This is a genomic window from Streptomyces sp. NPDC085931, assembly GCF_044540565.1.
Lineage (GTDB): Bacteria > Actinomycetota > Actinomycetes > Streptomycetales > Streptomycetaceae > Streptomyces.
This window is the reverse complement of sequence record NZ_JBITSK010000005.1, coordinates 360237-383518: the sequence shown is the minus strand read 5'-3', so window position 1 is coordinate 383518 and position 23282 is coordinate 360237. Positions and strand designations below refer to the sequence as shown.

19 protein-coding genes are annotated in these 23282 nt (G+C 73.6%); 4 read left to right on the top strand and 15 right to left on the bottom strand.

The features are described from left to right. Window positions 1–84: 84 nt before the first annotated feature. Together ACIGAN_RS12895 and ACIGAN_RS12890 are read right to left on the bottom strand one after the other, a co-directional pair. Entirely contained in the window at window positions 85–3099 is a 3015-nt protein-coding gene (locus ACIGAN_RS12895; protein WP_399857139.1) for a putative bifunctional diguanylate cyclase/phosphodiesterase, read from the bottom strand. 434 nt (window positions 3100–3533) lie between these two features. Continuing rightward, window positions 3534–4484: a 2-hydroxyacid dehydrogenase gene (locus ACIGAN_RS12890; RefSeq protein WP_365098108.1), complete on the bottom strand. Its 951-nt coding sequence runs from the start codon at window positions 4482–4484 to the stop codon at window positions 3534–3536. A 78-nt stretch (window positions 4485–4562) separates the two neighbouring features. Here ACIGAN_RS12890 and ACIGAN_RS12885 point away from each other — a divergent pair, with 78 nt between their 5' ends. Together ACIGAN_RS12885 and ACIGAN_RS12880 are read left to right on the top strand one after the other, a co-directional pair. Continuing rightward, a complete protein-coding gene (locus tag ACIGAN_RS12885; protein WP_365098106.1) occupies window positions 4563–5561 on the top strand; it encodes an aldo/keto reductase in 999 nt (332 codons plus the stop codon). A gap of 113 nt (window positions 5562–5674) precedes the next feature. Continuing rightward, window positions 5675–6847 (top strand): PQQ-dependent sugar dehydrogenase, encoded by a 1173-nt coding sequence (locus ACIGAN_RS12880; protein WP_365098104.1) that lies wholly within the window; start codon window positions 5675–5677, stop codon window positions 6845–6847. A gap of 29 nt (window positions 6848–6876) precedes the next feature. On the opposite strand, the gene ACIGAN_RS12875 is transcribed toward ACIGAN_RS12880, so the two are convergent. From ACIGAN_RS12875 to ACIGAN_RS12845, 7 genes are all read right to left on the bottom strand, one after another. Continuing rightward, window positions 6877–7053, bottom strand: a complete 177-nt coding sequence (locus ACIGAN_RS12875; RefSeq protein ID WP_399857236.1) for a DUF6191 domain-containing protein — start codon at window positions 7051–7053, stop codon at window positions 6877–6879. A 59-nt stretch (window positions 7054–7112) separates the two neighbouring features. Then, entirely contained in the window at window positions 7113–10157 is a 3045-nt protein-coding gene (locus tag ACIGAN_RS12870) for a helix-turn-helix transcriptional regulator (RefSeq protein ID WP_399857234.1), read from the bottom strand. A gap of 440 nt (window positions 10158–10597) precedes the next feature. Further along, the gene (locus ACIGAN_RS12865; protein ID WP_365096470.1) at window positions 10598–10771 is read right to left on the bottom strand and encodes a hypothetical protein; all 174 of its coding nucleotides are present in this window, start codon (window positions 10769–10771) and stop codon (window positions 10598–10600) included. Window positions 10772–10968: 197 nt separating this feature from the next. After that, complete coding sequence (locus ACIGAN_RS12860; RefSeq protein ID WP_399857136.1) at window positions 10969–11499, bottom strand: hypothetical protein; 531 nt, start codon at window positions 11497–11499, stop codon at window positions 10969–10971. Window positions 11500–11534: 35 nt separating this feature from the next. Next, a complete protein-coding gene (locus tag ACIGAN_RS12855; RefSeq protein ID WP_365735781.1) occupies window positions 11535–12107 on the bottom strand; it encodes a GNAT family N-acetyltransferase in 573 nt (190 codons plus the stop codon). Further along, a complete protein-coding gene (locus ACIGAN_RS12850; protein ID WP_365735783.1) occupies window positions 12085–14331 on the bottom strand; it encodes an MMPL family transporter in 2247 nt (748 codons plus the stop codon). The genes ACIGAN_RS12855 and ACIGAN_RS12850 overlap by 23 nt, the downstream gene beginning before the upstream one ends. Before the next feature lie 157 nt (window positions 14332–14488). Further along, window positions 14489–14902: a hypothetical protein gene (locus ACIGAN_RS12845; RefSeq protein WP_399857133.1), complete on the bottom strand. Its 414-nt coding sequence runs from the start codon at window positions 14900–14902 to the stop codon at window positions 14489–14491. A 188-nt stretch (window positions 14903–15090) separates the two neighbouring features. Here ACIGAN_RS12845 and ACIGAN_RS12840 point away from each other — a divergent pair, with 188 nt between their 5' ends. Continuing rightward, window positions 15091–15894, top strand: coding sequence for an SAM-dependent methyltransferase (locus tag ACIGAN_RS12840; protein ID WP_399857131.1), 804 nt, complete (start codon window positions 15091–15093; stop codon window positions 15892–15894). A 60-nt stretch (window positions 15895–15954) separates the two neighbouring features. On the opposite strand, the gene gatB is transcribed toward ACIGAN_RS12840, so the two are convergent. The 5 genes from gatB to ACIGAN_RS12815 form a co-directional block, all read right to left on the bottom strand. Beyond that, window positions 15955–17469, bottom strand: a complete 1515-nt coding sequence (gene gatB / locus ACIGAN_RS12835; protein ID WP_365735789.1) for an Asp-tRNA(Asn)/Glu-tRNA(Gln) amidotransferase subunit GatB — start codon at window positions 17467–17469, stop codon at window positions 15955–15957. Between the two features lie 14 nt (window positions 17470–17483). Further along, window positions 17484–17723 (bottom strand): hypothetical protein, encoded by a 240-nt coding sequence (locus tag ACIGAN_RS12830; RefSeq protein ID WP_030851407.1) that lies wholly within the window; start codon window positions 17721–17723, stop codon window positions 17484–17486. Further along, complete coding sequence (gene gatA, locus ACIGAN_RS12825) at window positions 17720–19213, bottom strand: Asp-tRNA(Asn)/Glu-tRNA(Gln) amidotransferase subunit GatA (RefSeq protein ID WP_399857128.1); 1494 nt, start codon at window positions 19211–19213, stop codon at window positions 17720–17722. Before gatA ends, ACIGAN_RS12830 begins: the two co-directional genes overlap by 4 nt. Before the next feature lie 4 nt (window positions 19214–19217). Then, window positions 19218–19514 carry an Asp-tRNA(Asn)/Glu-tRNA(Gln) amidotransferase subunit GatC gene (gene gatC / locus ACIGAN_RS12820; RefSeq protein WP_031117542.1) on the bottom strand — a complete coding sequence of 99 codons (297 nt, stop codon included), beginning with the start codon at window positions 19512–19514 and terminating at the stop codon, window positions 19218–19220. Between the two features lie 114 nt (window positions 19515–19628). Further along, the gene (locus tag ACIGAN_RS12815) at window positions 19629–20000 is read right to left on the bottom strand and encodes a DUF4267 domain-containing protein (RefSeq protein WP_365096489.1); all 372 of its coding nucleotides are present in this window, start codon (window positions 19998–20000) and stop codon (window positions 19629–19631) included. An 84-nt stretch (window positions 20001–20084) separates the two neighbouring features. Between ACIGAN_RS12815 and ACIGAN_RS12810 the strand changes: the two genes are divergently transcribed. Then, window positions 20085–20672: a TetR/AcrR family transcriptional regulator gene (locus ACIGAN_RS12810; RefSeq protein WP_365735795.1), complete on the top strand. Its 588-nt coding sequence runs from the start codon at window positions 20085–20087 to the stop codon at window positions 20670–20672. Between the two features lie 74 nt (window positions 20673–20746). On the opposite strand, the gene ACIGAN_RS12805 is transcribed toward ACIGAN_RS12810, so the two are convergent. Further along, window positions 20747–23041, bottom strand: coding sequence for a putative bifunctional diguanylate cyclase/phosphodiesterase (locus ACIGAN_RS12805; protein ID WP_399857126.1), 2295 nt, complete (start codon window positions 23039–23041; stop codon window positions 20747–20749). Window positions 23042–23282 lie beyond the last annotated feature (241 nt).

Below are 23282 nucleotides of genomic sequence, written 5' to 3'. Positions count from 1 at the left end.
GGCTCAGCGTCAGCCGACGCGCTTTCCAAGTACGAGAATTCGGGTGCGCATGGCACAGACCCTCCCCCCGGCACGCACTCACTGTCAAGTGGGTGGGACGGGAGTCTCATTATGTGAACGGAGGGCCGTGCCGCCTCCGATGACGGCGGACACGTTCGTGCTGTACACCCGCCCGGCGCCGCCCGCGAGGGCCGGTTCGGCCGGTGCGTGCGGCAGCGGGTAGTGGCCGCCCGCGAGCGCCCGGTGCAGCCGGTACTCGTCCAGCGGCCCGGAGAACGCCATGCCCTGCGCGTGGGTGCAGCCCATCGCGCGCAGGGCGACGACCTGCTCGGGCAGGTCGACCCCCTCGGCCACGGACTGCAGTCCGAGGTCACCGGCGATGCGCAGCAGCCCGCCGGTGATCTTGTGCAGGCGGGCGGACTCGACGACGCCCTCGACCAGACCGCGGTCGAGCTTGAGGATGTCGACGGGCAGCCTGCGCAGGGCCGTGATCGCCGCACAGCCGCTGCCGAAGCCGTCGAGCGCGATCCGTACGCCGACCCGCCGCAGGGCGCTCAGGCGCCGCTCCAGCTCGTCCAGCGGGACGCGCGGGTCGGCGTCGGCCAGCTCGATGACCAGCGATCCGGACGGCAGGCCGTGCCGGGTGAGCAGCCCTTCGATCGTGCCGAGCGGCAGGGACTTGTCCAGCAGCCGGCGGGCGCTCATCCGGACGACGACCGGCACGGACAGCCCGGTCGCGTGCCGCTCGGCGGCCTGCTCGACGGCCTCCTCGATCACCCAGCGGCCCAGCTCGGCGGTCTTGTCGCTGTCCTCGGCCACGCGCAGGAACTCCGCCGGGGTGAAGAGCACCCCCTGGGAGGAGCGCCAGCGCGCCTGCGCGGACACCGAGGTGATCCGGCCGTCCTCCAGGCACACCACCGGCTGGTGCAGCAGGGCGAACTCGCCGTCGTGCAGCGCGGCCCGCAGCCGGGTGGCCAGCTCCGCCTTGCGGACGACGTCCTGCTGCATCTGCGGCCTGTACAGCTCGACGCGGCCCTTGCCGCCGGCCTTGGCGCGGTACATCGCCAGGTCCGCGTTGCGCAGCAGCTCGCCCGCGCCGAGGCCGGCCTCCGCGAAGGCCACGCCGATGGAGGCGTTGACGCGGACATCGTTGCCGTCGATGAGGTAGGGCTGGGACAGGGTCGTCCTGAGGCGGTCGGCGAGCTCCAGGATGTGCCGCTCCCGGGCCTGACGGTCGCGGGTGTTGTCGCCGACGATCAGGGCCGCGAACTCGTCGCCGCCGAGCCGTGCGGCGGTGTCGCCCTGGCGGACCGATTCCTGCAGTCTGCGGGCGGCCTGGACGAGCAGTTCGTCCCCGGCCTGGTGGCCGATGGTGTCGTTGACGGCCTTGAAGCCGTCGAGGTCGATGAAGAGCACCGCCGTGTTCCGCAGGGCCAGGCCCCGGTCGGAGGCGCGGCGGCCCGACAGCGCGTGCTGCACGCGCCGGGTGAACAGGGCGCGGTTGGGCAGGTCCGTGAGCGGGTCGTGTTCGGCGTTGTGCTGCAACTGGGCCTGCAGCCGGACCCGTTCGGTCACGTCCCTGCTGTTGAAGATGAGGCCGCCGTGATGGCGGTTGACCGTCGACTCGACGTTCAGCCAGCCCCCGTCACCCGACCGGAAGCGGCACTCGATGCGCGTGGTGGGCTCCTCGACCGGGTTGGCGGCGAGGAACCTGCGCACCTCGTGCACGACGCAGCCGAGGTCCTCCGGGTGGATGAGATGGGCCAGTTCCGTGCCGACCAGTTCCTCCGCCGGGCGGCCGTAGACGCCGGCGGCGGCCGGGGAGACGTATCTGAGGACACCGCTGGGGGCGGCGATCATGATGACGTCGCTGGAGCCCTGGACCAGGGAGCGGAAGTGGTTCTCCTTCTGCGCCAGTTCCTGCGTGAGGGTGATGTTGTCGAGCAGCATGATGCCCTGGCGCACGACGAGCGCGAGCACGACCGTGCCCCCGGTCAGCAGGACCACGCGGTCGACGCTGCGGCCGTTGAGGACGTTGTAGAGGATCCCCAGGGTGCACACGGCGGCCGCGAGGTACGGCGTGAGCGCGGCGAGCGAGCCGGCGATGGGCCGGGCGGCCGGGTAGCGGCCGAACTCCCCGCCGGGCAGGGCCGGGGGGTGGTGGGGTCCGCTGCGCTGGCCGGGCACGTGCTCGTGCACGACGCGGGTGTGCCCCGCGCCGCCGTGCCGCTCCGGGCCGTGCCGGTCGCCGTCGGCCCCGCGCGGCGCGGCCCAGGGGGCGTACGCCAGGAGCAGGGAGCCCGCGAACCAGCCCGCGTCGAGCAACTGGCCGGAGCGGTAGTCGTGGTGCATCAGCGGTGAGGTGAACAGCGCGTCGCACATGACGGTCAGGGCGAGCGCGCCGATGGCGGTGTTGACCGCCGAGCGGTTCACCGCGGACCGCCGGAAGTGCAGCGCGAGCACCATGCTGACCAGCGCGATGTCCAGCAGCGGGTACGCCAGCGACAGCGCGGTGTGCGCCACGTCGGGGCCCTCGGACTTGGCGGCCTGGGCGAGGGCGAGGCTCCAGGCCAGGGTCAGCAACGAGCCGCCGATGAGCCAGGCGTCGAGCCCCAGGCAGACCCAGCCGGCCTTGGTCACCGGCCGTTTGGCGAGGACCAGCAGCCCGACGATCGCGGGCGGCGCGAAGCACAGGAAGAACAGGTCGGCGTAGCTGGGGCTGGGCACGGGCAGGTCCAGGACCACCTCGTACCACCCCCAGACCAGGTTGCCCAGGGACGCCATGGCCGAGGAGAGGCCGAACAGCAGCCAGGCGGATCGAAAGCGGGTGCGGCGGCTGCGGGCGTAGAGGAAGCACGACACGGAGGCGGTGGCCGCCGCGGCGCTCAGCCCGAAGTCGCCCATGATCAGGGCCAGGTGGCGCGAGCCCCAGCCGAACGCGGCGCCGACGGCGTAGCCGGCGCAGGTCAGGGCGAGGACGAGTTGGAGGGCCAGGCCGGGCCGGCGTGCGGGGGCCGGCGTGCGGGGCAGCTGCGCGCTCGGGGCCGGAGGCTGTGCCCGCAGCGCTCCGTCCAGCGTGGTGGTCGGGGGCGCGCTCACCGGACCCTCCCGGTCCGCGTCGCTCCCGGGTCCCGCGGGCGCCGGTGGGCCGGCTGGGCCTGCCTCCTGCGGCTGCCGGGCCCGCGGCGGTGAGGGCCGAGATCGGTGTGACCGGTGTGGTGGTCGCTGTGCCGGGTGTGGTGGCCGCGGTGATCGGCGGGCCGGCCGCGTCTGCCCGCGGCCGTCCGCCAGGGTCGCCGCCGGCAGCCCCGCCCCGTCGGATCGCTCGTCCAAAGGCCGTGCATCGCCTGTCGCCCCCCTCACAGTCCTGACGTGTCCGTCCCCGGCGCCGAACGGTCCCCGGCGCAGCCCCTGTCGGGACGATACACCAGTCTCGTCACTCAGGGACATAGGTTCTCTACGCTCCGTGACGATCAACAGATATATGAGTACCCACCGCGCCCGGAGGATTGCGGACGGTACTCGAAGGTCGGTCAGCCGGTGGGTGCACCCGTCGTCAGAATCACGTTGCGCAGCGGCTCCCGGTTCACATGACGGTTCAACTGGTCCACCAGGAGCCGCTTGGCGCGCGGCAGGAACGCGGAGGTGGGACCGCCGGCATGCGGGCTGATCAGTACCCCCGGCGCACGCCACAGGGGATGCTCGCGCGGCAGGGGCTCGGGGTCGGTGACGTCCAGGGCGGCGGTGATGCGGCCGCTCTCCAGTTCGGCGAGCAGGGCCTTGGTGTCCACGACGGGGCCGCGGGCCACGTTGACCAGCAGCGCACCGTCCTTCATCCGGGCCAGGAAGTCGGCTCCGGCCAGGCCGCGGGTGCTCTCCGTGAGCGGGGTGGACAGGATCACGACGTCCGCCTCGGGGAGCAGCGCGGGGAGTTCGGTGAGCGGGTGCACCGGCCCGCGCGCCGTGGTGCGCTCGGAGCGCGCGACGCGCGCCACCCGCGCGGGCTCGAACGGAACGAGCCGGTCCTCAATGGCGGAACCGATCGATCCGTATCCCACGACGAGCACGCTCTTGTCCGCGAGCGCGGGCCGGAAGCCGCCGAGCCACTCCCCCCGTTCCTGGGCGCGCACGAAGTCGGGGATGCCGCGCAGCGAGGCCAGGATCAGCGCCAGGGTGAGCTCGGCGGTGCTGGCCTCGTGGACGCCGCGCGCGTTGCACAGCCGCACCCCCGGACGCAGCCGCCCCAGGCCCGGCTCGACGTGGTCGATCCCGGCGGAGAGGGTCTGGACGACCTCCACCTGGCTCATCCGCGCCAGGGGACGTACGCACAGCGGGCTGGGCTTCATGTAGGGGACGACGTAGAAGGCGCAGTCGGCCGGGTCGGCGGGATAGTCGTCCGCGCCGTTCCAGAAGCGGTACTCCGGCCCCTCGGGGAGCCCTTCGATCTCGTCCGGCGGGATGGGCAGCCACACGTCAGCAGTCATGCTCCGGAAGGCTATGTCAGGAGCGCGCCACGGCAGAGGTTAGGTTGGGGTGGCCGGAACAGGGAGGGTCACGACCAGGTGGAGCGCAGGACGATCGGCGCGGGCGCACTCGCGGTGGGGGCCGTCGGACTCGGGTGCATGCCGATGAGCTGGGCCTACGGCACCTCGCGGCAGCGCGGCGAGGAGTCGCTCAGGGCGGTGCACCGGGCGCTGGACCTGGGCGCGTCCCTGCTGGACACGGCCGACATGTACGGCCCCTTCACCAACGAGCTGCTGGTGGGGCGGGCGTTGAAGGAGCGGCGGTCGGACGCCTTCGTGTCGACGAAGGTCGGGCTGCTCGTGGGCGACCAGCACATCGTCGCCAACGGCCGCCCCGGATACGTGAAGCGGGCCTGCGACGCCTCGCTGCGGCGGCTGCAGACCGACGTCATCGATCTCTACCAGTTGCACCGGGCCGACCCCGAGGTGCCCGTCGAGGAGACCTGGGGCGCGATGGCGGAACTCGTCCAGGCCGGGAAGGTGCGGGCGCTGGGGCTGTGCGCGGTGGGCGCCCGGTCCTCGCGCAGGGGCGGGGCCCGGCTGCACGACGCGACGATCCGGCAGCTGGAGCGGGTGCAGCAGGTCTTCCCGGTGACCGCGGTGGAGGCGGAACTGTCGGTGTGGTCGCCGGAGGCCCTCGAGGCGCTGCTGCCCTGGTGCGAGACCCGGGGCGTGGGCTTCCTCGCCGCGATGCCGCTGGGCAACGGCTTCCTGACCGGCCGGCTGCGGCCCGGGGCGGGCTTCGAGGCGGACGACCTGCGCGCCCGGCACCCGCGCTTCACGGCCGAGATGATGGCCGCGAACCAGCCGATCGTGGCGGGCCTGCGCCGCGTGGCCCGCCGGCACGGAGAGGGCGTCACACCCGGCCAGGTCGCCCTGGCGTGGGTGCTCGCCCAGGGCCGGCACGTGATCCCGGTCCCGGGGACGAAGCAGGAGCGCTGGGTGGCGGAGAACGCGGCCGCCGCGGCCCTGCGGCTGGGTCCCGAGGACCTCGGGGAGGTCGCGCGGCTGCCGCCGGCCCAGGGGTCGTGGGACTGAACCGAGGGGCGTGAGGGGCGAACCCCCTGTTCGCGGTTGGGCGTTGCGTGATCGGGAACCTGGGAGGCGCGAGCGGTGTATGACAGGGAGAACCCCGCCGCGTCGAAGGGACCATGATCGTGCAACGTCGAGCCGTTCCGGCCGTGTTGGCCGCCGCCGCGCTCCTGCTGACCGCCGGCTGCTCCTCCGACGACGGGGGAACGTCCGGCGCCGGCAGGAGCGCCTCCCCGAGCCGCACGGCACCGGACTCGTCCGCACCGCCGCGCCAGGCCGCCGGGGAGACGCCCCCCGCCCGGGGTTCGGTCACCGTGGTCCGCACCGTCGCCGAGGGCCTGGACTCCCCCTGGGGCCTGGCCCCGCTGCCGGGCGGCGGCCTGCTCGTCTCCTCCCGCGACGAGGGGACGATCGTCCGGGTCGACGACAGGACCGGCGAGAAGACCGAACTCGGCGAGGTGCCCGGGGTCTCGGCGGCCGGCGAGGGCGGCCTGCTCGGCATCGCCCTCTCCCCCGACTTCGCCTCGGACCGCATGGTCTACGCCTACTTCACCTCGGCCGGCGACAACCGCGTCGTCCGCATGCTCTACGACGACGCCAAGCCCGCCGGCCGGCAGCTCGGCGCGCCCGACACGGTCTTCCGGGGCATCCCCAAGGGCTTCATCCACAACGGCGGCCGGATCGCCTTCGGCCCCGACAAGATGCTGTACGTCGGCACGGGCGAGAGCGGCGACACCGGCCTGTCCCAGGACCGGGACTCCACGGGCGGCAAGATCCTGCGGCTGACCCCGGAGGGCGAGCCGGCCCCCGGCAACCCGTTCTCCGGCTCACCGGTCTACTCGTACGGCCACCGCAACGTGCAGGGCCTGGCCTGGGACACCGCGCAGCGGCTGTTCGCCTCGGAGTTCGGGCAGGACACCTGGGACGAGCTCAACGCGATCAAGCCGGGCGGCAACTACGGCTGGCCGGAGGCGGAGGGGAAGTCCGGCGACTCGGCGTTCCAGAACCCCGTCGACCAGTGGAGCACGGCCGAGGCCTCCCCCAGCGGCATCGCCTACGCCGAGGGCTCGGTGTGGATGGCGGGCCTGCGCGGCAAGCGGCTGTGGCGCATCCCGCTCAACGGCACGGCGGCCTCGGCCGAGCCGCAGGCGTTCCTGGAGGGCGAGTACGGCCGGCTGCGCACGGTCGTCGCGGCGGGCGGCGACCGGCTGTGGCTGGTGACCAGCAACACGGACGGCCGGGGCGCCGCGAAGGACGGCGACGACCGGATCCTGGAAGTGCGCGTGAAGTAGGCGGGGGATTCCGAGGACCCCGGGAGTTCCTAGTCCTCCCCGTCGTCCTCGGGATCCGCCGGCGGGCGAACGACGACCTTGCCGGACGCCAGGTCTATCGGGCCGCGTCCGGGGTCGGCGTCGCCGACGTCCTCGCGGGTCAGCTCCAGGCGCTTCTGCTCGTCGCGGGTGTGCTTGCGGCCGGGCGAGAACAGTTCCTCGAACATGTTGAACAACGGAGCCTCCCTGGGCCGCGACGCTCGCGACGTCCCCTCCAGCGTATGCCTCAGCCGGCCGGCCCGGACGTGAGGGATTCGGCCGGGAACAGACCCAGCCGGTGCGCGACCGCGGCCGCCTCGCCCCGGCCGGAGACGCCGAGCTTGGCGAGGATGTTGGAGACGTGGACGCTCGCCGTCTTCGGGGAGATGAACAGCTCCTGGGCGATCCGGCGGTTGGTGTGGCCGGCGGCGACCAGGCGCAGCACGTCCCGTTCCCGGCTGGTCAGGCCGAGGGTCCCGGCCGGGTCGACGGCGGCCCGGGCCGGTTCGCTCACGGGGGTCAGGGCGAGGCGGGCGCGCCGGGCGAGGGAGGCGGCGGCCTCGGCGAGGGGCCGGGCGTCCAGGTGGCGGGCGACGGTGTCGGCGAGGCGGAGCAGCTCCGTGGCCCGGTCGCGCTCGTCCTCGCCGCCTTCCGTGAGCAGCGACTCGGCCAGGCGCAGGCGTACGCGGGCGAGGTCGTAGGGGCGTCCGAGGGGTTCGAAGGCGGTGACCACCTCCGACCAGACGTCCGGGGCGCAGCGGCCGGCGGCGCGCTGCAGTTCGGCGCGGACCCACCGCTCGTGGGCCAGCCAGACGGGGGCGTTCGTGGTGAGGCGCTTGACCGTGTCGAAGAGCCGGTCCAGGACCTCCCGGCGGCCCTCGTGTGCGGCGGGCAGCGCGCGGGTGTCGGCCTCGGCCGTGGCCGCCTGGAGCAGCAGCGGCCAGGCGTAGCGCTGGGTGCCGGGCGGGAAGCCGGACCGCAGGGTGCGGAGCAGTTCGGCGCGGGCGTCGGGCAGGCGGCCCTCGGCGGCGGCGACCCCGATGGTCAGACCGGAGATCGGCAGGTCGTGCTGCGGCATCGGATCGTGGGGGCCGTAGGAGGCGCGGCTCTCGGCGAGGTGCCGGGCCGCCTCGGGCACCCGGCCGCGGGCGAGCGCGAGGAACGCCAGGATGTTGGCGCCCGCGCCGTGCGGCCCGGCCGTCCGCCCGCGCCGCTGGGCGTTGACGGCGGCCTCGGCGGCCTCGTCCCAGCGGCCGAGGGAGACGAGCGACTCGGCGAGGTTGCCCCAGACCCAGCCCTCGGGGTCCCGCAGGCCCAGCTCGGCGGTGAGCCGCAGGCCCTCGCGCAGGATGGCGACGGCCTCCTCCGACCGGCCGACGCCCTCGAGGGCGGAGGGCAGGTTGACATGGCTGCGGCCCACGATCGGCGCCAGGCCGCGGGCCGCCACCTCGTCCTTCACCTCGTACATGTGCGCCAGCCCGGCCTCGATCTGGCCGGCGTCCACCATGAGCCCGCCGAGGGTGAGCCGGGCGTTGGACTCGATGGCGTCGGCGCCCACCATGCGCGCGTACTCCACGGCCCGCTCGGCCGCCGTCAGTGCGTCGGGGCCGGGTTCGTGCAGCATCGACCAGTGGGCGGCGGTGGCGAGCACCTCGGCGTGCACCTCGGAGGGCGGCAGCCCGCGCACCAGGTCCTGTGCGGTGGCGATCTCCTTCCAGCCGTCGCCGCGGGCGAGCCCCTGCACCAGCCGGGAGCGCTGGATCCAGAACCAGGCGGCGCGCTGGGGGTCGCCGGTGTCGTCGAGGAGACGCAGCGCCCGCTTGGTGATCTTCAGGGCGCGTTCCCGCTCGCCGCCGAGCCGTCCGGCCACGGCCGCCTCGGCCAGCAGGTCGAGGTGGCTCAGCGGGGTGGTGCCCGGGTCGTGTCCGCTGGGTGGATACGCCTCCGTGTAGTCGACCGGGCGCAGGGTCGCGCGCACGGTGTGAGGGGCGGAGTCCCACAGCTCCATCGCGCGTTCCAGCAGCCGCAGTTGCTCGGAGTAGGCGTGGCGGCGCCGGGCCTCGACGGCGGCGTCCAGGACGGCGGGCAGGGCCTTGGCCGGGTCGTGGGCGTGGTACCAGTAGCTGGCCAGGCGGGTGGCCCGCTGGTCGGCGGGGACCAGGGTGGGGTCGGACTCCAGGGCTTCGGCGTAGCGCCGGTTGAGCCGGGAGCGTTCACCGGGGAGCAGGTCGTCGCTGACGGCCTCGCGGACCAGGGAGTGGCGGAAGCGGTAGCCGTCGCCGCCGGGCGCGGGGGTGAGGATGCCGGCGTTCACGGCGGCCCGCAGCGCCTCGATCAGCTCGTCCTCGGCGAGCCGGGCGACGGCGGCGAGCAGCCGGTACTCGACGGTGGAGCCGCCCTCGGCGACGATCCGGGCGACCTGCTGGGCGGACTCGGGCAGTCCCTCCACGCGGACGAGCAGCAGATCGCGCAGCGAGTCCGTCAGGCCCGTGCGGCAGCCCTCGTGGGCGGCGACGGCGAGTTCCTCGACGAAGAAGGCGTTGCCGTCGGAGCGGGCGAAGATCGCGTCGACCTGGTCCGGGTCGGGTTCGTGGGCGAGGATGCCGGCGACCTGGAGGGAGACCTCGTCGCGGGTGAAGCGGGCGAGTTCCAGGCGGCGGACGGTGCGCAGCCGGTCGAGTTCGGCGAGCAGGGGGCGCAGCGGGTGGCGGCGGTGGATGTCGTCGGAACGGTAGGTGGCCAGGACGACGAGGCGGCCGGTGCGCAGGGTGCGCAGGAGATAGGAGAGCAGGTGCCGGGTGGAGGCGTCCGACCAGTGCAGGTCCTCCAGGGCGAGGACGACGGTGTGCTCGGCGGAGACACGCTCCAGCAGACGTGCGGTGAGCTCGAACAGGCGGGCGAGGCCGTCCTCGTCGTGCCGGCCGGAGCCGGAGTCGCCCAGCTCGGGCAGGAGCCGGGCCAGTTCCTCCTCCTGGCCGGCGGCCGCGGCGGCCAGTTCGTCGGGCAGGGCGCGGCGCAGTGCGCGCAGGGCGGTGGAGAAGGGGGCGAAGGGCAGTCCGTCGGCGCCGATCTCGACGCAGCCGCCGAGCGCGACGACCGCGCCGCGGCGGCGGGCGGCGCCGGTGAACTCCTCGACCAGCCGGGTCTTGCCGACACCGGCCTCCCCGCCGATGAGCAGGGCCTGCGGTTCTCCCTCGCGGCAGCGGACGAGTGCGTCGTGCAACGCGCCCAACTCCTCGGCGCGGCCGACGAACACGGGGCTGACGGACCTGGTCTCCACGGCCCCGAGCATCGCACGCGAGTCCGGCACCCCGGCACCGGTTTTCCCGGCACCCCCCGGGCCGAGCCCGTCCCCCACCCCGGCGGCGAGGCCCGCCGTGGCGGCCGAAGGAGCCGTAGCGGCCGAAGGGGCCGTAGCGGGCGCCCCGCCGCCCGCCGCGGCTCCCCCGGTGGGCGCGGCCGCCGCGACGGGCACAGGCACCGCACCCGGCGCAGACACCCTGAGAGCCGCGGCTGCCGCAGCGGGCGCGCGCCTCGCGGCGGGCACGGGCGCCGCAGCGGGCACGGGCGCCGCAGCCGCCCCGGGCCCAGCGCCCGGGGCGGGCGTCGCGCCCGCACCGGGCGTCGACCCGGCCGTGGGGCCCGCGCCGCGCGCCAGACCCATGGCCGGGGTGGACGCCGGGGTCGTGGCCGTAGGCCGCGGTCTGCCGGCGGCCGCTTCCCGGTGCCCGTTCACGCGAGGTGGAGTGAACGGAGCCGGCGGAAGCGGCGGGTATGGCTCTCGTGCTCCGCGGAGTCGTGGCGGGCTGCGCGGCGGGCGCGGTCGGCCTCGCGGACGCGGCGCTCGTGCTCGGCCCGGCGGATGAGGTCGGCGGTGCGCAGCTGCTGGAGTTCGTACTCGTACATGACGTGTCCTCGGTGAGAGACCGGTCCCGGAGGGGTTCCTCCGTGATGTCTCCACCTTCGTCTCCCAGGCGGGGCGGCCACATCGGGAGAGTTCCGCATCTTGGCAGGCCGGCGGGGCCTTAGACACGCGTGAGGGGTCTTAGGCGCTCCGTAAGGTGCTTACGGAGCGCCCAAGACCCCTCGGAGCCGCGGCCGGGTCAGCTCGCGGACGGCAGCCCGAGCAGCACGTCGGTGTACTTGAGGACGGCCAGGAGCAGGCCGACGACGCCGAGCGCGACGCCTGCCCAGGCGACCGACTTGATCCACGGGGCCTGGACCCGGCCGGGCGTGCCGAACGCGGGCCGGGCGAGCACCACGACACCGACGACCAGCGCGGTCAGCGCGAACAGGCCGCCCCACAGGGCCGTGGTCTGCCAGGCATCGCCGTAGACCGCCTGGATCTGCTTGGCCACGCTCGCGTTCTGCGCGGTCTCCAGCTGCCCGATCAGGTTGCGGCGGGCGGAGGCCACCGTGCCGACCCAGCTGCCGGTGAGCGAGACGACGCCCAGGGCGGCGGAGACCACGGCACCCGCGCCCTGACCGACGCCCTGGGAACCGTCCTCCTTGGTCACGGGGGCCGGGGCCTCGGACCCGGTCACCTCGTCGGACTCGGACTCGGTGATGTCCACCGCCTTCTCGTCGGTCGTGGCCTCGGTGGCCTCGGTCTCGTCCACTGCGTTCGTTGCCATGTCTCGCACCGTAGGGTCGCTGTCTGAGAAGTCTCTTAATGATCGTCGTGACCGGCACGCGTGCGTGCCGCGCGCCATTCGGGCGCCAGCACCGACCAGACTTCGAGATCGTGCCGTACGCCACCGTAGTGGTGGGCCGCCCGGCGCACGCCGTCGCGGGTCATGCCGAGTCGCCGCGCCACGTTCAGGCTGGGCCGGTTGCCCGAGGCGGCGACCCATTCGACGCGGTGGATGCCGCGCTGCTCGACGGCCCAGTCGATCAGCACCCGCATCGCGCGGGTGACCAGGCCCCGGCCGGTTCCGGCGGGCTCCAGCCAGCAGCCGACCTCGCAGGTGCCGTTCGCCGCGTCGAAGTTGAGGAACAGCACACCGCCGACGAGTGTCCCGTCCAGCCACAGCCCGTGCAGCGAGCCGGTGTCGGCGGCCCGCATGTCGGCGTAGAGCCGGAGCTTCGCGCGGGCGGACGGCAGGTCCGTCTCGGTCGTGCCGAACGGGATGTACCGGCCGATGAACTCCCGCCCCCGCTCCAGGTGCGCCAGGAACTCCCCGGCGTGCCAGGGCTCCAGGGGGCGCAGTTCGGCGTCGTCACCCAGGGATATCGCGTACATCCCGCTGCCGCTCCTCCTCCGCCAGGACGTCCGCCACCTCGGCGTCCGTCGCGGCGGCCAGCCTCTCATGGGTGGCCCGCGTCTCGGGCGGCTCGATGCTGATGCGCGGCATGCGCCGGTCGAGCCAGCGCGGCAGCCACCAGTTGGCGCCGCCGAGCAGGTGCATCAGGGCGGGCACGAGCAGCGTGCGCAGCACGAAGGCGTCCAGGGCGACGGCGGCGGCCAGGGCGATGCCGAACATGGCGATCACGCGGTCCCCGCTGAGCACGAAGGCCAGGAAGACGGAGATCATGATGACCGCCGCCGAGTTGATCACCCGGCTGGTCTCGGCGAGGCCGACGCGCACGGCCCGCCGGTTGTCGCCGGTCTCCAGCCACTCCTCGTACATCCGGCTCACCAGGAAGACCTGGTAGTCCATGGACAGGCCGAACAGCACCGACACCATGATCACCGGCAGGAAGGGCTCGACGGGCCCCGCGCTGCCGAGGCCGAGCAGTTCGCTGCCCCAGCCCCACTGGAAGATCGCGACGACCACGCCGAAGGCGGAGGCCACGGCGGCGACGTTCATCGCGGCGGCCTTCAGCGGGATGCCGATCGACCGGAAGGCCAGCAACAGCAGCAGACAGCCCAGGCCGATCACGACCCCGACGAAGACGGGCAGCTTGGCGACGATGACGTCGGCGAAGTCGTCGTAGCCGGCCGTCATGCCGCCCACCTGCACGTCGAGCGAGGTGCCCGACTCGGCGCGCGGCAGCACCTCCTCGCGCAGCCGGTCCACGAGGTCGCTGGTCCGCTTCGACTGCGGGGAGGAGTCGGGCACGACGGTGAGGTAGGCGGTGCGGCCGCCGGAGCCGAAGGTCGCCGGGGTGACCGAGGCGACGCCGTCGGTGGCGCGCAGGGTGGCGTCGAGGTTGTCCAGGGCGAGCCGGTCGCCGGCTCCGTCGACCTCGGTGACGAGGGTGAGCGGGCCGTTGACGCCGGGGCCGAAGCCGTCGGCGAGCAGGTCGTAGGCCTGCCGGGTGGTGGCGGTCCTCGGGTCGTTGCCCTGGTCGGAGGTGCCCAGGTGGAGGGAGAGCGTGGGCAGCGCCAGGACGGCCATGACGACCAGCGCGACCGCCCCGAGCAGCTTGGGGTGGCGCTCGACGAACGCCGACCAGCGGGCGGCGAACCCGGTGGGCAGTTCGGGCTGGGGCCCGTGTTCCGCCAGGCGGCGGCGCTCGCGGCGGCTGAGGGCGCGCATGCCGATGAGGGACAGCAGGGCGGGCAGCAGGGTCACCGACGCCGCGACGGTGAGGATCACGGTCAGGCTCGCCGCTATCGCGACGCCGTTGAGGAAGCCCAGCCGCAGGATCAGCATGCCCAGCAGGGCGATGCAAACGGTGGCACCCGCGAAGACGACCGCGCGCCCCGTGGTCGCGACGGCGTTCGTGGCGGCCTCGGTGACGGACAGACCGCGCTTCAGGCCGCGCCGGTGCCGGGTGACGATGAACAGCGCGTAGTCGATGCCGACGCCGAGCCCGATCAGCATGCCGAGCATGGGGGCGAAGTCGGCGACGGTCATGGCGTGCCCGAGCAGCACGATCCCGGCGTAGGCGGTGCCGACGCCGACCAGGGCGGTGGCGATGGGCAGCAGCGAGGCGGCGAGCGAGCCGAAGGCCAGGAACAGCACGACGGCGGCGACGAGCACGCCGACGATCTCCGCGACGTGCCCGCCGGAGGACTGGGTGAGCGCGACGGCGCTGCCGCCCAGCTCCACCTGGAGCCCGTCGGCCCGGGCGCTCTCGGCGGCGGCGACGACGGCCCGCGCCTCGCCCTCGTCGATGTCCTGGGCCTGCTCGTCGAAGGTGACCGTGGCGTACGCGGTGCGGCCGTCCGCGCTGATCCGGCCGGTGCCCGGCCCGTCGTAGGGGCCGGCGACCGAGGCCACGCCGGGGAGGTTCTCGATGCGGTCCAGGGTGCGGGTCATCGTCTGCTCGACGTCGGCGGCGCGGACGCTGCCGGACGCGGTGTGCCAGACGACGGTGTCGCTGTCGCCGCCGAGCTGCGGGAAGCCCTCGTGCAGCAGTTCGGTGGCGCGGCCGGACTCGGTGCCGGGGACCTGGTAGTCGTTCGAGTACGTGGTGCCGGCGACGGCGGCGCCCGCGGCGACCCCCGCGAAGGCGAGGAGCCACAGCAGAACGGTGACCAGACGGCGTCGGACACACCAGCGCGCGAGGGCTGCCACGAAACGTGCTCCCAGAGTTACTTTTGTGGATCTTTGACCGGGAACAGTCGTCCCTGAACTGAACGGCCCGCAAAGAACGCATGAGCAATGCAAGGACACTCTTACAGGCGAACGAGATCATTTGTCTGTTTCGTGGGCTTGTTCACAGCGGCCGCGGTCAGTCGATCTGGTCCCCCACCGCCATGACCATGGCCCCGCCGACCAGCAGCCACAGCGCCCGCCGGGTGCGGCCCCGGGCGCCCAGGACGGCGGCGGCCGCGCACACGGCGGCGCCCGTGGCGTACGCGGCGGGGACGAGGGCCGGTGCCGAGCGGGCGAGGCGGAGCACGGCGGCGGCCAGCCCCGCCAGGGTCAGGGCGGCACCGGTGCCGGCGGCGGTCCAGCGCGCCCGGCGGGCGTCCTCCGGCCGGAACCCGGCGTCGTCCTGTCCGGGCAGCTCCGCGGGGTCGTCCTGTTCGGGCAGTTCCGCGGGCTCGTCCTGCTCCGGCAGCTCCGCGGGCTCGTCCTGCTCGACGGCCGTCTCCGGGCCCGCTGTCTCCGGGTCGGTGTCGGAATCAGCACGTCCACTCATGGCCGAGACGGTAGCGCGTCGTCCGAAACCGGGTGCGGGGGGCAGGCGGCCGCTGTTAGCGTCCGCGGGTCCGAGGAACGCCCAGCGGCGCCCCGCCGCCCGGCCGAAGCAGGTGCATTGTGTGACGGTCCGACCGAGCTCCGACCCATCCCCTTTCCTCGTCAAGGACTCAAGGAGCCCGTTCACCGATGCCGGACATCACTTCCCGGACCCCGAACGACCCCCTCGCTGACCGGGTGAGCCACCCCGGCTACCCGCGCAGCAACGGCTACGACGCCCGCTGGACCGTCGACAACCAGATGGGCCCGCACGCGCTGTGGCTGCTGGAGTGGCTGGCCCCGGCCCTGGGGCTCGACACCCTGAGCCCCGGCTCGCACGTGCTCGACCTGGGCTGCGGACGCGCCATGACGTCGATCTTCCTGGCCAGGGAGTACGACGTCCGGGTCACCGCAGCCGACCTGTGGATCAAGCCCGACGAGAACGCCGGGCGCATCGCCGAGGCGGGCGTGGCCGACCGCGTCCTGCCCGTGCTCGCCGAGGCGCACGCCCTGCCGTTCGGCGCGCACAGCTTCGACGCGATCGTCTCCGTCGACGCCTACCAGTACTTCGGCACCGACGACCTGTACCTGCCCGAGCTGACGCGGCTGCTGAGGCCCGGCGGGCGGATCGGCGTCGTCGTACCGGCGCTGCGCGAGGAGATCGACGGCGTCGAGCCGCCGCAGCACCTGACGCCCTACTGGGAGCCCGCGTTCTGGTGCTTCCACACGGCCGCCTGGTGGCGCCGCCACTGGACCCGCAGCGGGGCCGTGGAGGTGGAGACGGCGGACTGGCTCCAGGACGGCTGGCGCGACTGGCTGCGCTGGTGCGAGGTCGTCGCCGATGAGCACACGGACCCGTGGCACGTCGAGATGGCCGGCCGCTCGGCCGAGATGCTCCGCCTCGACCAGGGCCGCACGCTGGGCTTCGCCCGGATCGTGGGGCGCCGCCCGTAGGACGTGACAGGGGGGATGCGCCGGGCCGGCGCATCCCCCCTGTGTCGCGTCCGCGCGGGCTCAGCCCTCGCTGACGCCCAGCTTCTCCAGGATCAGCTCCTTGACGCGCGCCGCGTCGGCCTGGCCCCGGGTCGCCTTCATGACCGCGCCGACCAGGGCGCCGGCCGCGGCCACCTTGCCCCCGCGGATCTTGTCCGCGACACCCGGGTTGCCGGCGATCGCCTCGTCGACGGCCGCCGTCAGCGCGCCCTCGTCCGAGACGACCTTCAGACCGCGCTGGTCGACGACCTCGTCCGGGGTGCCCTCGCCCGCGAGGACGCCCTCGATGACCTGGCGGGCCAGCTTGTCGTTCAGGTCGCCCTTGGCCACCAGCTCGGTGACGCGGGCCACCTGCGCCGGGGTGATCGCCAGTTCGTCGAGCGCCTTGCCCGACTCGTTGGCGCTGCGGGCCAGCTCGCCCATCCACCACTTGCGGGCGGACGCCGCGTCGGCCCCGGCCTCGATCGTGGCGACGATCGGCTCCAGCGCGCCGGCGTTGAGGATCGCCTGCATGTCGGTGCCGGAGATGCCCCACTCCTCGCGGAGCCGGTTGCGGCGGACCAGCGGCAGCTCGGGCAGGGAGGCCCGGATCTCCTCGACCCACTCGCGGGACGGGGCGACCGGCACCAGGTCCGGCTCCGGGAAGTACCGGTAGTCCTCGGCCTCCTCCTTCACGCGGCCCGAGGTCGTCGACCCCGTGTCCTCGTGGAAGTGGCGGGTCTCCTGCACGATCGTGCCGCCGGAGGAGAGCACGGCCGCGTGCCGCTGGATCTCGAAGCGGGCCGCGCGCTCCACGGACCGCAGCGAGTTGACGTTCTTCGTCTCCGAACGCGTGCCGAACTTCTCGGTGCCGTGCGGGCGCAGCGACAGGTTCACGTCGCAGCGCATCTGGCCCATCTCCATGCGGGCCTCGGAGACACCCAGCGCGCGGATGACCTCGCGCAGCTCACGGACGTAGGCCCGCGCGACCTCGGGGGCCCGCTCGCCGGCGCCCTCGATCGGCTTGGTGACGATCTCGATGAGCGGGATGCCGGCGCGGTTGTAGTCCAGCAGGGAGTGGGACGCGCCGTGGATACGGCCGGTGGCGCCGCCGACGTGCGTCGACTTGCCGGTGTCCTCCTCCATGTGGGCGCGCTCGATCTCCACGCGGAAGGTCTCGCCGTCCTCCAGCTGCACGTCGAGGTAGCCGTCGAAGGCGATCGGCTCGTCGTACTGGGAGGTCTGGAAGTTCTTCGGCATGTCCGGATAGAAGTAGTTCTTCCGGGCGAAGCGGCACCACTCGGCGATCTCGCAGTTCAGCGCGAGGCCGATCTTGATGGCGGACTCGACGCCGGTCGCGTTGACGACCGGGAGCGCGCCGGGCAGGCCGAGGCAGACCGGGCAGGTCTGCGTGTTGGCTTCCTGGCCGAGGGCGGTCGAGCAGCCGCAGAACATCTTGGTCTTGGTGCCGAGTTCGACATGGACCTCGAGGCCCATGACGGGGTCGTACGACGCGAGTGCGTCCTCGTACGACACCAGGTCGGTCGTGGTGGTCACGGTGAACTTCCCTCTCAGCCCAGCAGAACGTCGTCGTCGCCCAGCTGCTTCAGCTCGCGATAGAGAATGGCCAGGTTGGTGACGACCGCGGCGCCGGTCACGACGGCGTCGAGCAGCCGCAGCGTGTCGTTGTCTCCGCGGGCCTTCTTGATCTGCTTGTAGACACCGACGGCGCCGAACGCCGACGTGGCCATCGAGATGTACAGACCGGACTTGGACTTCTTGAAGCCCTTGGCCTTGGACAGTGCGCTCACAGCGACGGAGCCTCCTCGATCAGCGGGTGGCCCCACTTTTCCACGAAGGCGGCCTCGACGGCGGCGCCCACCTTGTACAGGCGGTCGTCCTTCATGACGGGGGCGATGATCTGCAGACCGACCGGGAGGTTGTCCTCCGGGGCGAGGCCGCACGGCAGTGACATGGCCGCGTTGCCCGCCAGGTTGGTCGGGATGGTGCACAGGTCGGCGAGGTACATCGCCATCGGGTCGTCGGCGCGCTCGCCGATCGCGAAGGCGGTGGTCGGGGTCGTCGGGGAGACGATCACGTCGACCTGCTCGAACGCCCTGTCGAAGTCCTGCTTGATGAGCGTGCGGACCTTCTGGGCGCTGCCGTAGTACGCGTCGTAGTAGCCGGAGCTGAGCGCGTACGTGCCGAGCATGATGCGGCGCTTGACCTCGGGGCCGAAGCCCGCCTCACGGGTGAGGGAGGTGACCTCCTCGGCGGAGTGCGTGCCGTCGTCGCCGGTCCGCAGGCCGTAGCGCAGGCCGTCGAAGCGGGCGAGGTTGGAGGAGCACTCGGAGGGCGCGATGAGGTAGTACGCCGACAGCGCCAGGTCGAAGGAGGGGCAGTCCAGCTCGACGATCTCCGCGCCCAGCTCCTTGAGCAGCGCGACGGACTCGTCGAACCGCTGGATGACGCCGGCCTGGTAGCCCTCGCCGCGGAACTGCCTGACGACGCCGACGCGCATGCCCTCGACGCTGCCGTTGCGGGCGGCCTCGACGACCGGCGGGACCGGGGCGTCGATGGAGGTGGAGTCCATCGGGTCGTGCCCGGCGATGACCTCGTGCAGCAGGGCCGCGTCCAGCACCGTGCGGGCGCAGGGGCCGCCCTGGTCCAGGGAGGACGAGAAGGCGACCATGCCGTAGCGGGAGACCGCGCCGTAGGTCGGCTTCACGCCGACCGTGCCGGTGACGGCCGCGGGCTGGCGGATCGAGCCGCCGGTGTCGGTGCCGATGGCCAGGGGCGCCATGTACGCGGCCAGCGCGGCGGAGGAGCCGCCGCCGGAGCCGCCGGGGATCTTGGTCAGGTCCCAGGGGTTGCCGGTGGGGCCGTAGGCGCTGTTCTCGGTGGAGGACCCCATGGCGAACTCGTCCATGTTGGTCTTGCCGAGGATGACGACGTCGGCGGCCTTCAGCCGCTTGGTGAGCGTCGCGTCGTACGGCGGGATCCAGCCTTCGAGGATCTTGGAGCCGACGGTGGTCGGGATGCCCTCGGTGGTGAAGATGTCCTTCAGCGCGAGGGGGACGCCGGCGAGGGGACCGAGCTTCTCGCCGCGCTCCCGCTTCGCGTCGACGGCACGGGCCTGGGCGAGGGCGCCCTCGCGGTCGACGTGCAGGAAGGCGTGCACCTTCTCGTCGACGGCCTCGATGCGGGCGAGGTGGGCCTCGGTGACCTCGACGGCCGTGAGCTCGCCGGAGGCGATCTTCGCGGCGGTCTCGGCGGCGGTGAGCTTGATGATGTCCGTCACGGTCTTAGTCCTCCCCCAGGATCTGCGGCACCTTGAAACGCTGCTGCTCCTGGGCCGGGGCGCCGGAGAGCGCCTGCTCGGGGGTGAGCGAGGGACGGACCTCGTCCGGGCGCATGACGTTCGTCAGCGGGAGCGGGTGCGAGGTCGGCGGTACGTCTTGGTCGGCGACCTCGCTGACGCGGGCGACCGCGCCGATGATGTCGTCCAGCTGTCCCGCGAAGTGGTCGAGCTCTTCGGGCTTCAGCTCCAGACGCGCCAGCCGGGCGAGGTGGGCGACCTCCTCGCGCGTGATGCCAGGCATGCAGCGATCCTCTGGGGTGAGTGAATGTGGTGTGGCCCAATCCTATGGGGCGGCGGGCCGTGCCCGTGAAACGGTTTGCCGGGTTCGCGCGGGGCGGGCTCGGGACGGCGGCCCTCAGAGCGCGAAGAGCAGTCCCGCACCGATCAGGACGACGACCGCGGTGGCGAAGTGGATCCCGAAGGCCACCGCTTTCGCGCCGCCGTGCCGCAGCACGATCAGGGTGTCGCCGAGCGGCACGAGCGCGACGGCGAGCAGGAACCAGGCCTCGGCGCGGGCTCCGGCGAAGGCGAGCAGCGCCAGGCCGACCAGGCCGAGGGTGCCGTCGCGCAGGCCCTTGATCGTGAGGTAGGCGCCGGCGTCCCCGCGGGGGTCGGCCGGGACGCCGTAACCGGCGGCGGAGGCGGCGGGCCGGAACAGGAAGCGGTAGCCCAGGAACAGGCAGAACAGGTTGAGCCCGACGGCCAGGGTGTAGGCGGTGACGGTCATGTTCTCTCCTTGCTAGCAGCGCTAGGGATGTGAGCGACGCTAACAGAGCATCGACAGGAACGCTAGCGGTGCTAGGATCCCGGCATGACGATCCAGACGCGCCGCGAGCGCGAACGAGCCGAACGCGAGCGGCTGATCGTGACGGCCGCGCGGGAACTGGCCGAGGCCGAGGGCTGGGACGCGGTGACCACGCGCCGGCTCGCCGACGAGATCGAGTACAGCCAGCCGGTCCTCTACAGCCACTTCAAGGGCAAGGGGGCGATCATGGCGGCGGTCGCCGTGCAGGGCTGCGCGGACATGGCCGTCGAACTCCGGGCCGCGCGCACGGCCGCCGGGAGCCCCCGCGAGGCGCTGGCGGCGGTGGGCGCCGCGTACACCTCCTTCGCCCGGCGGCGGCCCGCCCTCTACGACGCGATGTTCACGCTCGCGGTGGACCTGCCGTTCGCCACGCCCGAGGCCCCCGCACCCCTTCAGGACGCCTTCGAGCAACTGCTGCTGGCCGTCCGGCCGATCGCGGCCGACGGCGAGGACACGGCCCTGCTGACGGAGACGTACTGGGCCGGGCTGCACGGCCTGGTGACCCTGATGCGCAGCGGCCGGCTGCCCGAGGAGGCCCACGAGCGACGGCTGGCCCTGCTGATCGGCCACTTCGTGCCACCGGGCACGGACTGAGGAACCCCGCGCCTCATCCCCCGGAAAGCCCTCCGGACCCTCCGGGCCTCAGGGGCGGCGCGGGAGCGGGCGGGTCACTCGTCGGCCGTCGCCGCGGGCAGCGCGGCGCGCGGCCGCTGCCAGCCCCGCGGTCCCCGGGCCCGCAGCCAGGCCGTGGTCTCGTCGGGCGGCATCGCGGCGGCGACCAGCCAGCCCTGGACGGCGTCGCAGCCCAGGTCGCGCAGGCGCTCCCAGGTCTCGTCGTCCTCGACGCCCTCGGCGACGACGAGCAGCCCGAGGGAGTGCGCGAGGTCGACCGTGCAGCGCACGATCTCCGCGTCCTCGTGGTCGAGCGCGAGCCGGGCCACGAAAGAGCGGTCGATCTTCAGCTCGCTGACGGGGAGCCGGCGCAGATGCACCAGGGAGGAGTAGCCGGTGCCGAAGTCGTCCAGGGACATCTTCACGCCGTGCCCGGTCAGGCCGTTGAGGGTGTCGGCGGCACGCTGCGGGTCCTCCAGCAGGACGTGTTCGGTTATCTCCAGTTGGAGCGCTCCCGCGGGCACGCCGTGCCGGGCCAGCCGGGCGGCGACCGAGCCGGCGAAGCCGGGGGTGTGCACGTCACGCGGGGAGACGTTCACCGCGACCGGCACGAACAGGCCCTGGGCGCGCCAGCGGGCGACCTGGCCGAGCGCGGTCTCCAGGACGTACTCGGTGAGGTGGGGCATCAGGCCCGAGGACTCGGCGATCGCTATGAACTCGTCCGGCGGCACCTTGCCCCGCTCCGGGTGCACCCAGCGGACCAGGGCCTCCAGGCCCGCGACCTGCCCGTCGAAGCGGACCTTGGGCTGGTAGTGCAAGTGCACCTCGTGGGCGTCGAGCGCCCGGCGCAGATCGCCCAGCAGACCTAGCCGGTCGGGGGTGTTGGAGTCGCGCTTGGACTCGTACACCTCGACGCCGGTGCGGTCCCGCTTGGCCTGGTACATCGCCACGTCCGCCCGGCGCAGCAGTCCCTCGGCGTCCAGGGCGTGGTCGGGGAAGACGGCGACCCCGGCGCTGGCCTCCAGGACGAGGGTGAGGCCGTCGAGGTCGAGGGGGGAGCTGAGCGCGGTGACCAGCTGGCGTGCGATGCGGGTCGCGGACGTCGTGGAGTCGGCGACCGGCAGTAAGACGGCGAACTCGTCCCCGCCGAGCCGCGCGGCCTCCGCCCCGCGCGGCAGCGCCACCCGCAGCCGGTCCGCGATCTGCAGCAGCAGCCGGTCGCCGGCCAGATGACCGAGGGTGTCGTTGACCGACCGGAACCGGTCGAGGTCGATCAGCATCAGGGCGGCGCGGGCGTCGATCCGCTCGGCGTCGTCCAGCGCGGTCCAGATGCGCTCCAGCAGCCACTGGCGGTTGGGCAGCCCGGTGAGCGGGTCGCGCAGCTGCTCCTCGGCCCGGGCCCGGGCTATCCACAGGGTGGAGTCCAGGGCGATCAGGGGGATGGAGAACAGCGGCAGCAGGATCGGCTTGGCCACGGCCACCACGCACACCAGCGGCGCGATGCCCAGCAGCGCGATCGCGACCAGGCCCTGCCTGACCAGGGCGGTGCGGGCGGCGGTGGGCAGGCCGGGGCGCGGGGCGTGCAGATACCAGAGCAGGACGCGGGTGACGGCCAGGTAGGCGACGGCGACCAGGGCCACCTCGGGGGCGGTGGCGAGCGTCCAGGCGCCGGGGTCCGTGGGGGACTCGACGGACGGCACGGTGCCGAAGGCGGCCAGCACCAGGGCGCCGGCGCCGATCCCCAGGAGGTCGACGGCCCCGTGCAGCACTCCCTGGCGCCAGCGGTTGCGGCGGGCGATGCCGACCAGCACGACGACCGTGAGGCTGACCAGCCCGGCCGGGAGCCAGCCGTACAGCAGCAGCACGGCGAGGGTGAGGGCGGCGCCCGAGCCGGTGCCGCCCCACCAGCGGGAGCGGCCGAGCATGACGAGGTGGCCGACGATGACGCCGGTCAGCAGGGCCAGCGCCCAGCCGGTGGTACCCGACGGGAACAGGGCGTGCCCGCCGGTGAAGGCGCGGTAGAAGCCGGCGCCCAGGACGAACCCGGCGGCCGCGACGATCGCCGCGGGCAGGGCGGGCCAGGACGGGTGCCGTTCGGTGTCCGCCTCCGGGCCGGTGCCGTGCTGGGCCGGGGGGCGCTCGCCGGCGGGCTGCGCGGTGCCGCGGCCGTCCGCGGCACCGCGCCCGGCGGCGGCACGTCCGTCCGCGGTCCGTCCGTCCGCGGTGTACTGTCCGACGGCGCGCGCCTGAGCGCCCGGATGCGCCGGCCGGCCGGCCCCACGGACTGCGCGCCACGCGACCGCCACACGGCGCAGCCGTGAGCCCGGCACGGCGCTCTCGGTCGGTTCCATTCCCGTCCCTCTCACAGCCGGCGGTGCCCACGCCCCGCGGCCCGGTGCCCGACAAACTCAACGGCCCGCGTCGGAAAACCCTTCCCCGCACTCCGCGCGAGCACGAAGATGCCCCGACCGCAGCTGGGCACGGCAGGCGCACATCTCAACACTAGGCCGCAGAAGGCTTCCACGGGCAGCGGTCGCCGGCGGTTGCCCGAATGCGCCCCGGCCACCCGTATGCATCTGGTATGCGCCGAAC

Excerpts from the sequence above, each read along its gene's own strand:
- ACIGAN_RS12890 (WP_365098108.1), bottom strand. The coding sequence starts at position 4,484 with ATGACTGCTGACGTGTGGCTGCCCATCCCGCCGGACGAGATCGAAGGG.
- ACIGAN_RS12880 (WP_365098104.1), top strand. The coding sequence starts at position 5,675 with ATGATCGTGCAACGTCGAGCCGTTCCGGCCGTGTTGGCCGCCGCCGCG.
- ACIGAN_RS12875 (WP_399857236.1), bottom strand. The coding sequence starts at position 7,053 with ATGTTCGAGGAACTGTTCTCGCCCGGCCGCAAGCACACCCGCGACGAG.
- ACIGAN_RS12870 (WP_399857234.1), bottom strand. The coding sequence starts at position 10,157 with ATGCTCGGGGCCGTGGAGACCAGGTCCGTCAGCCCCGTGTTCGTCGGC.
- ACIGAN_RS12865 (WP_365096470.1), bottom strand. The coding sequence starts at position 10,771 with ATGTACGAGTACGAACTCCAGCAGCTGCGCACCGCCGACCTCATCCGC.
- ACIGAN_RS12860 (WP_399857136.1), bottom strand. The coding sequence starts at position 11,499 with ATGGCAACGAACGCAGTGGACGAGACCGAGGCCACCGAGGCCACGACC.
- ACIGAN_RS12855 (WP_365735781.1), bottom strand. The coding sequence starts at position 12,107 with ATGTACGCGATATCCCTGGGTGACGACGCCGAACTGCGCCCCCTGGAG.
- ACIGAN_RS12845 (WP_399857133.1), bottom strand. The coding sequence starts at position 14,902 with ATGAGTGGACGTGCTGATTCCGACACCGACCCGGAGACAGCGGGCCCG.
- ACIGAN_RS12840 (WP_399857131.1), top strand. The coding sequence starts at position 15,091 with ATGCCGGACATCACTTCCCGGACCCCGAACGACCCCCTCGCTGACCGG.
- gatC (WP_031117542.1), bottom strand. The coding sequence starts at position 19,514 with ATGCCTGGCATCACGCGCGAGGAGGTCGCCCACCTCGCCCGGCTGGCG.
- ACIGAN_RS12815 (WP_365096489.1), bottom strand. The coding sequence starts at position 20,000 with ATGACCGTCACCGCCTACACCCTGGCCGTCGGGCTCAACCTGTTCTGC.
- ACIGAN_RS12810 (WP_365735795.1), top strand. The coding sequence starts at position 20,085 with ATGACGATCCAGACGCGCCGCGAGCGCGAACGAGCCGAACGCGAGCGG.
- ACIGAN_RS12805 (WP_399857126.1), bottom strand. The coding sequence starts at position 23,041 with ATGGAACCGACCGAGAGCGCCGTGCCGGGCTCACGGCTGCGCCGTGTG.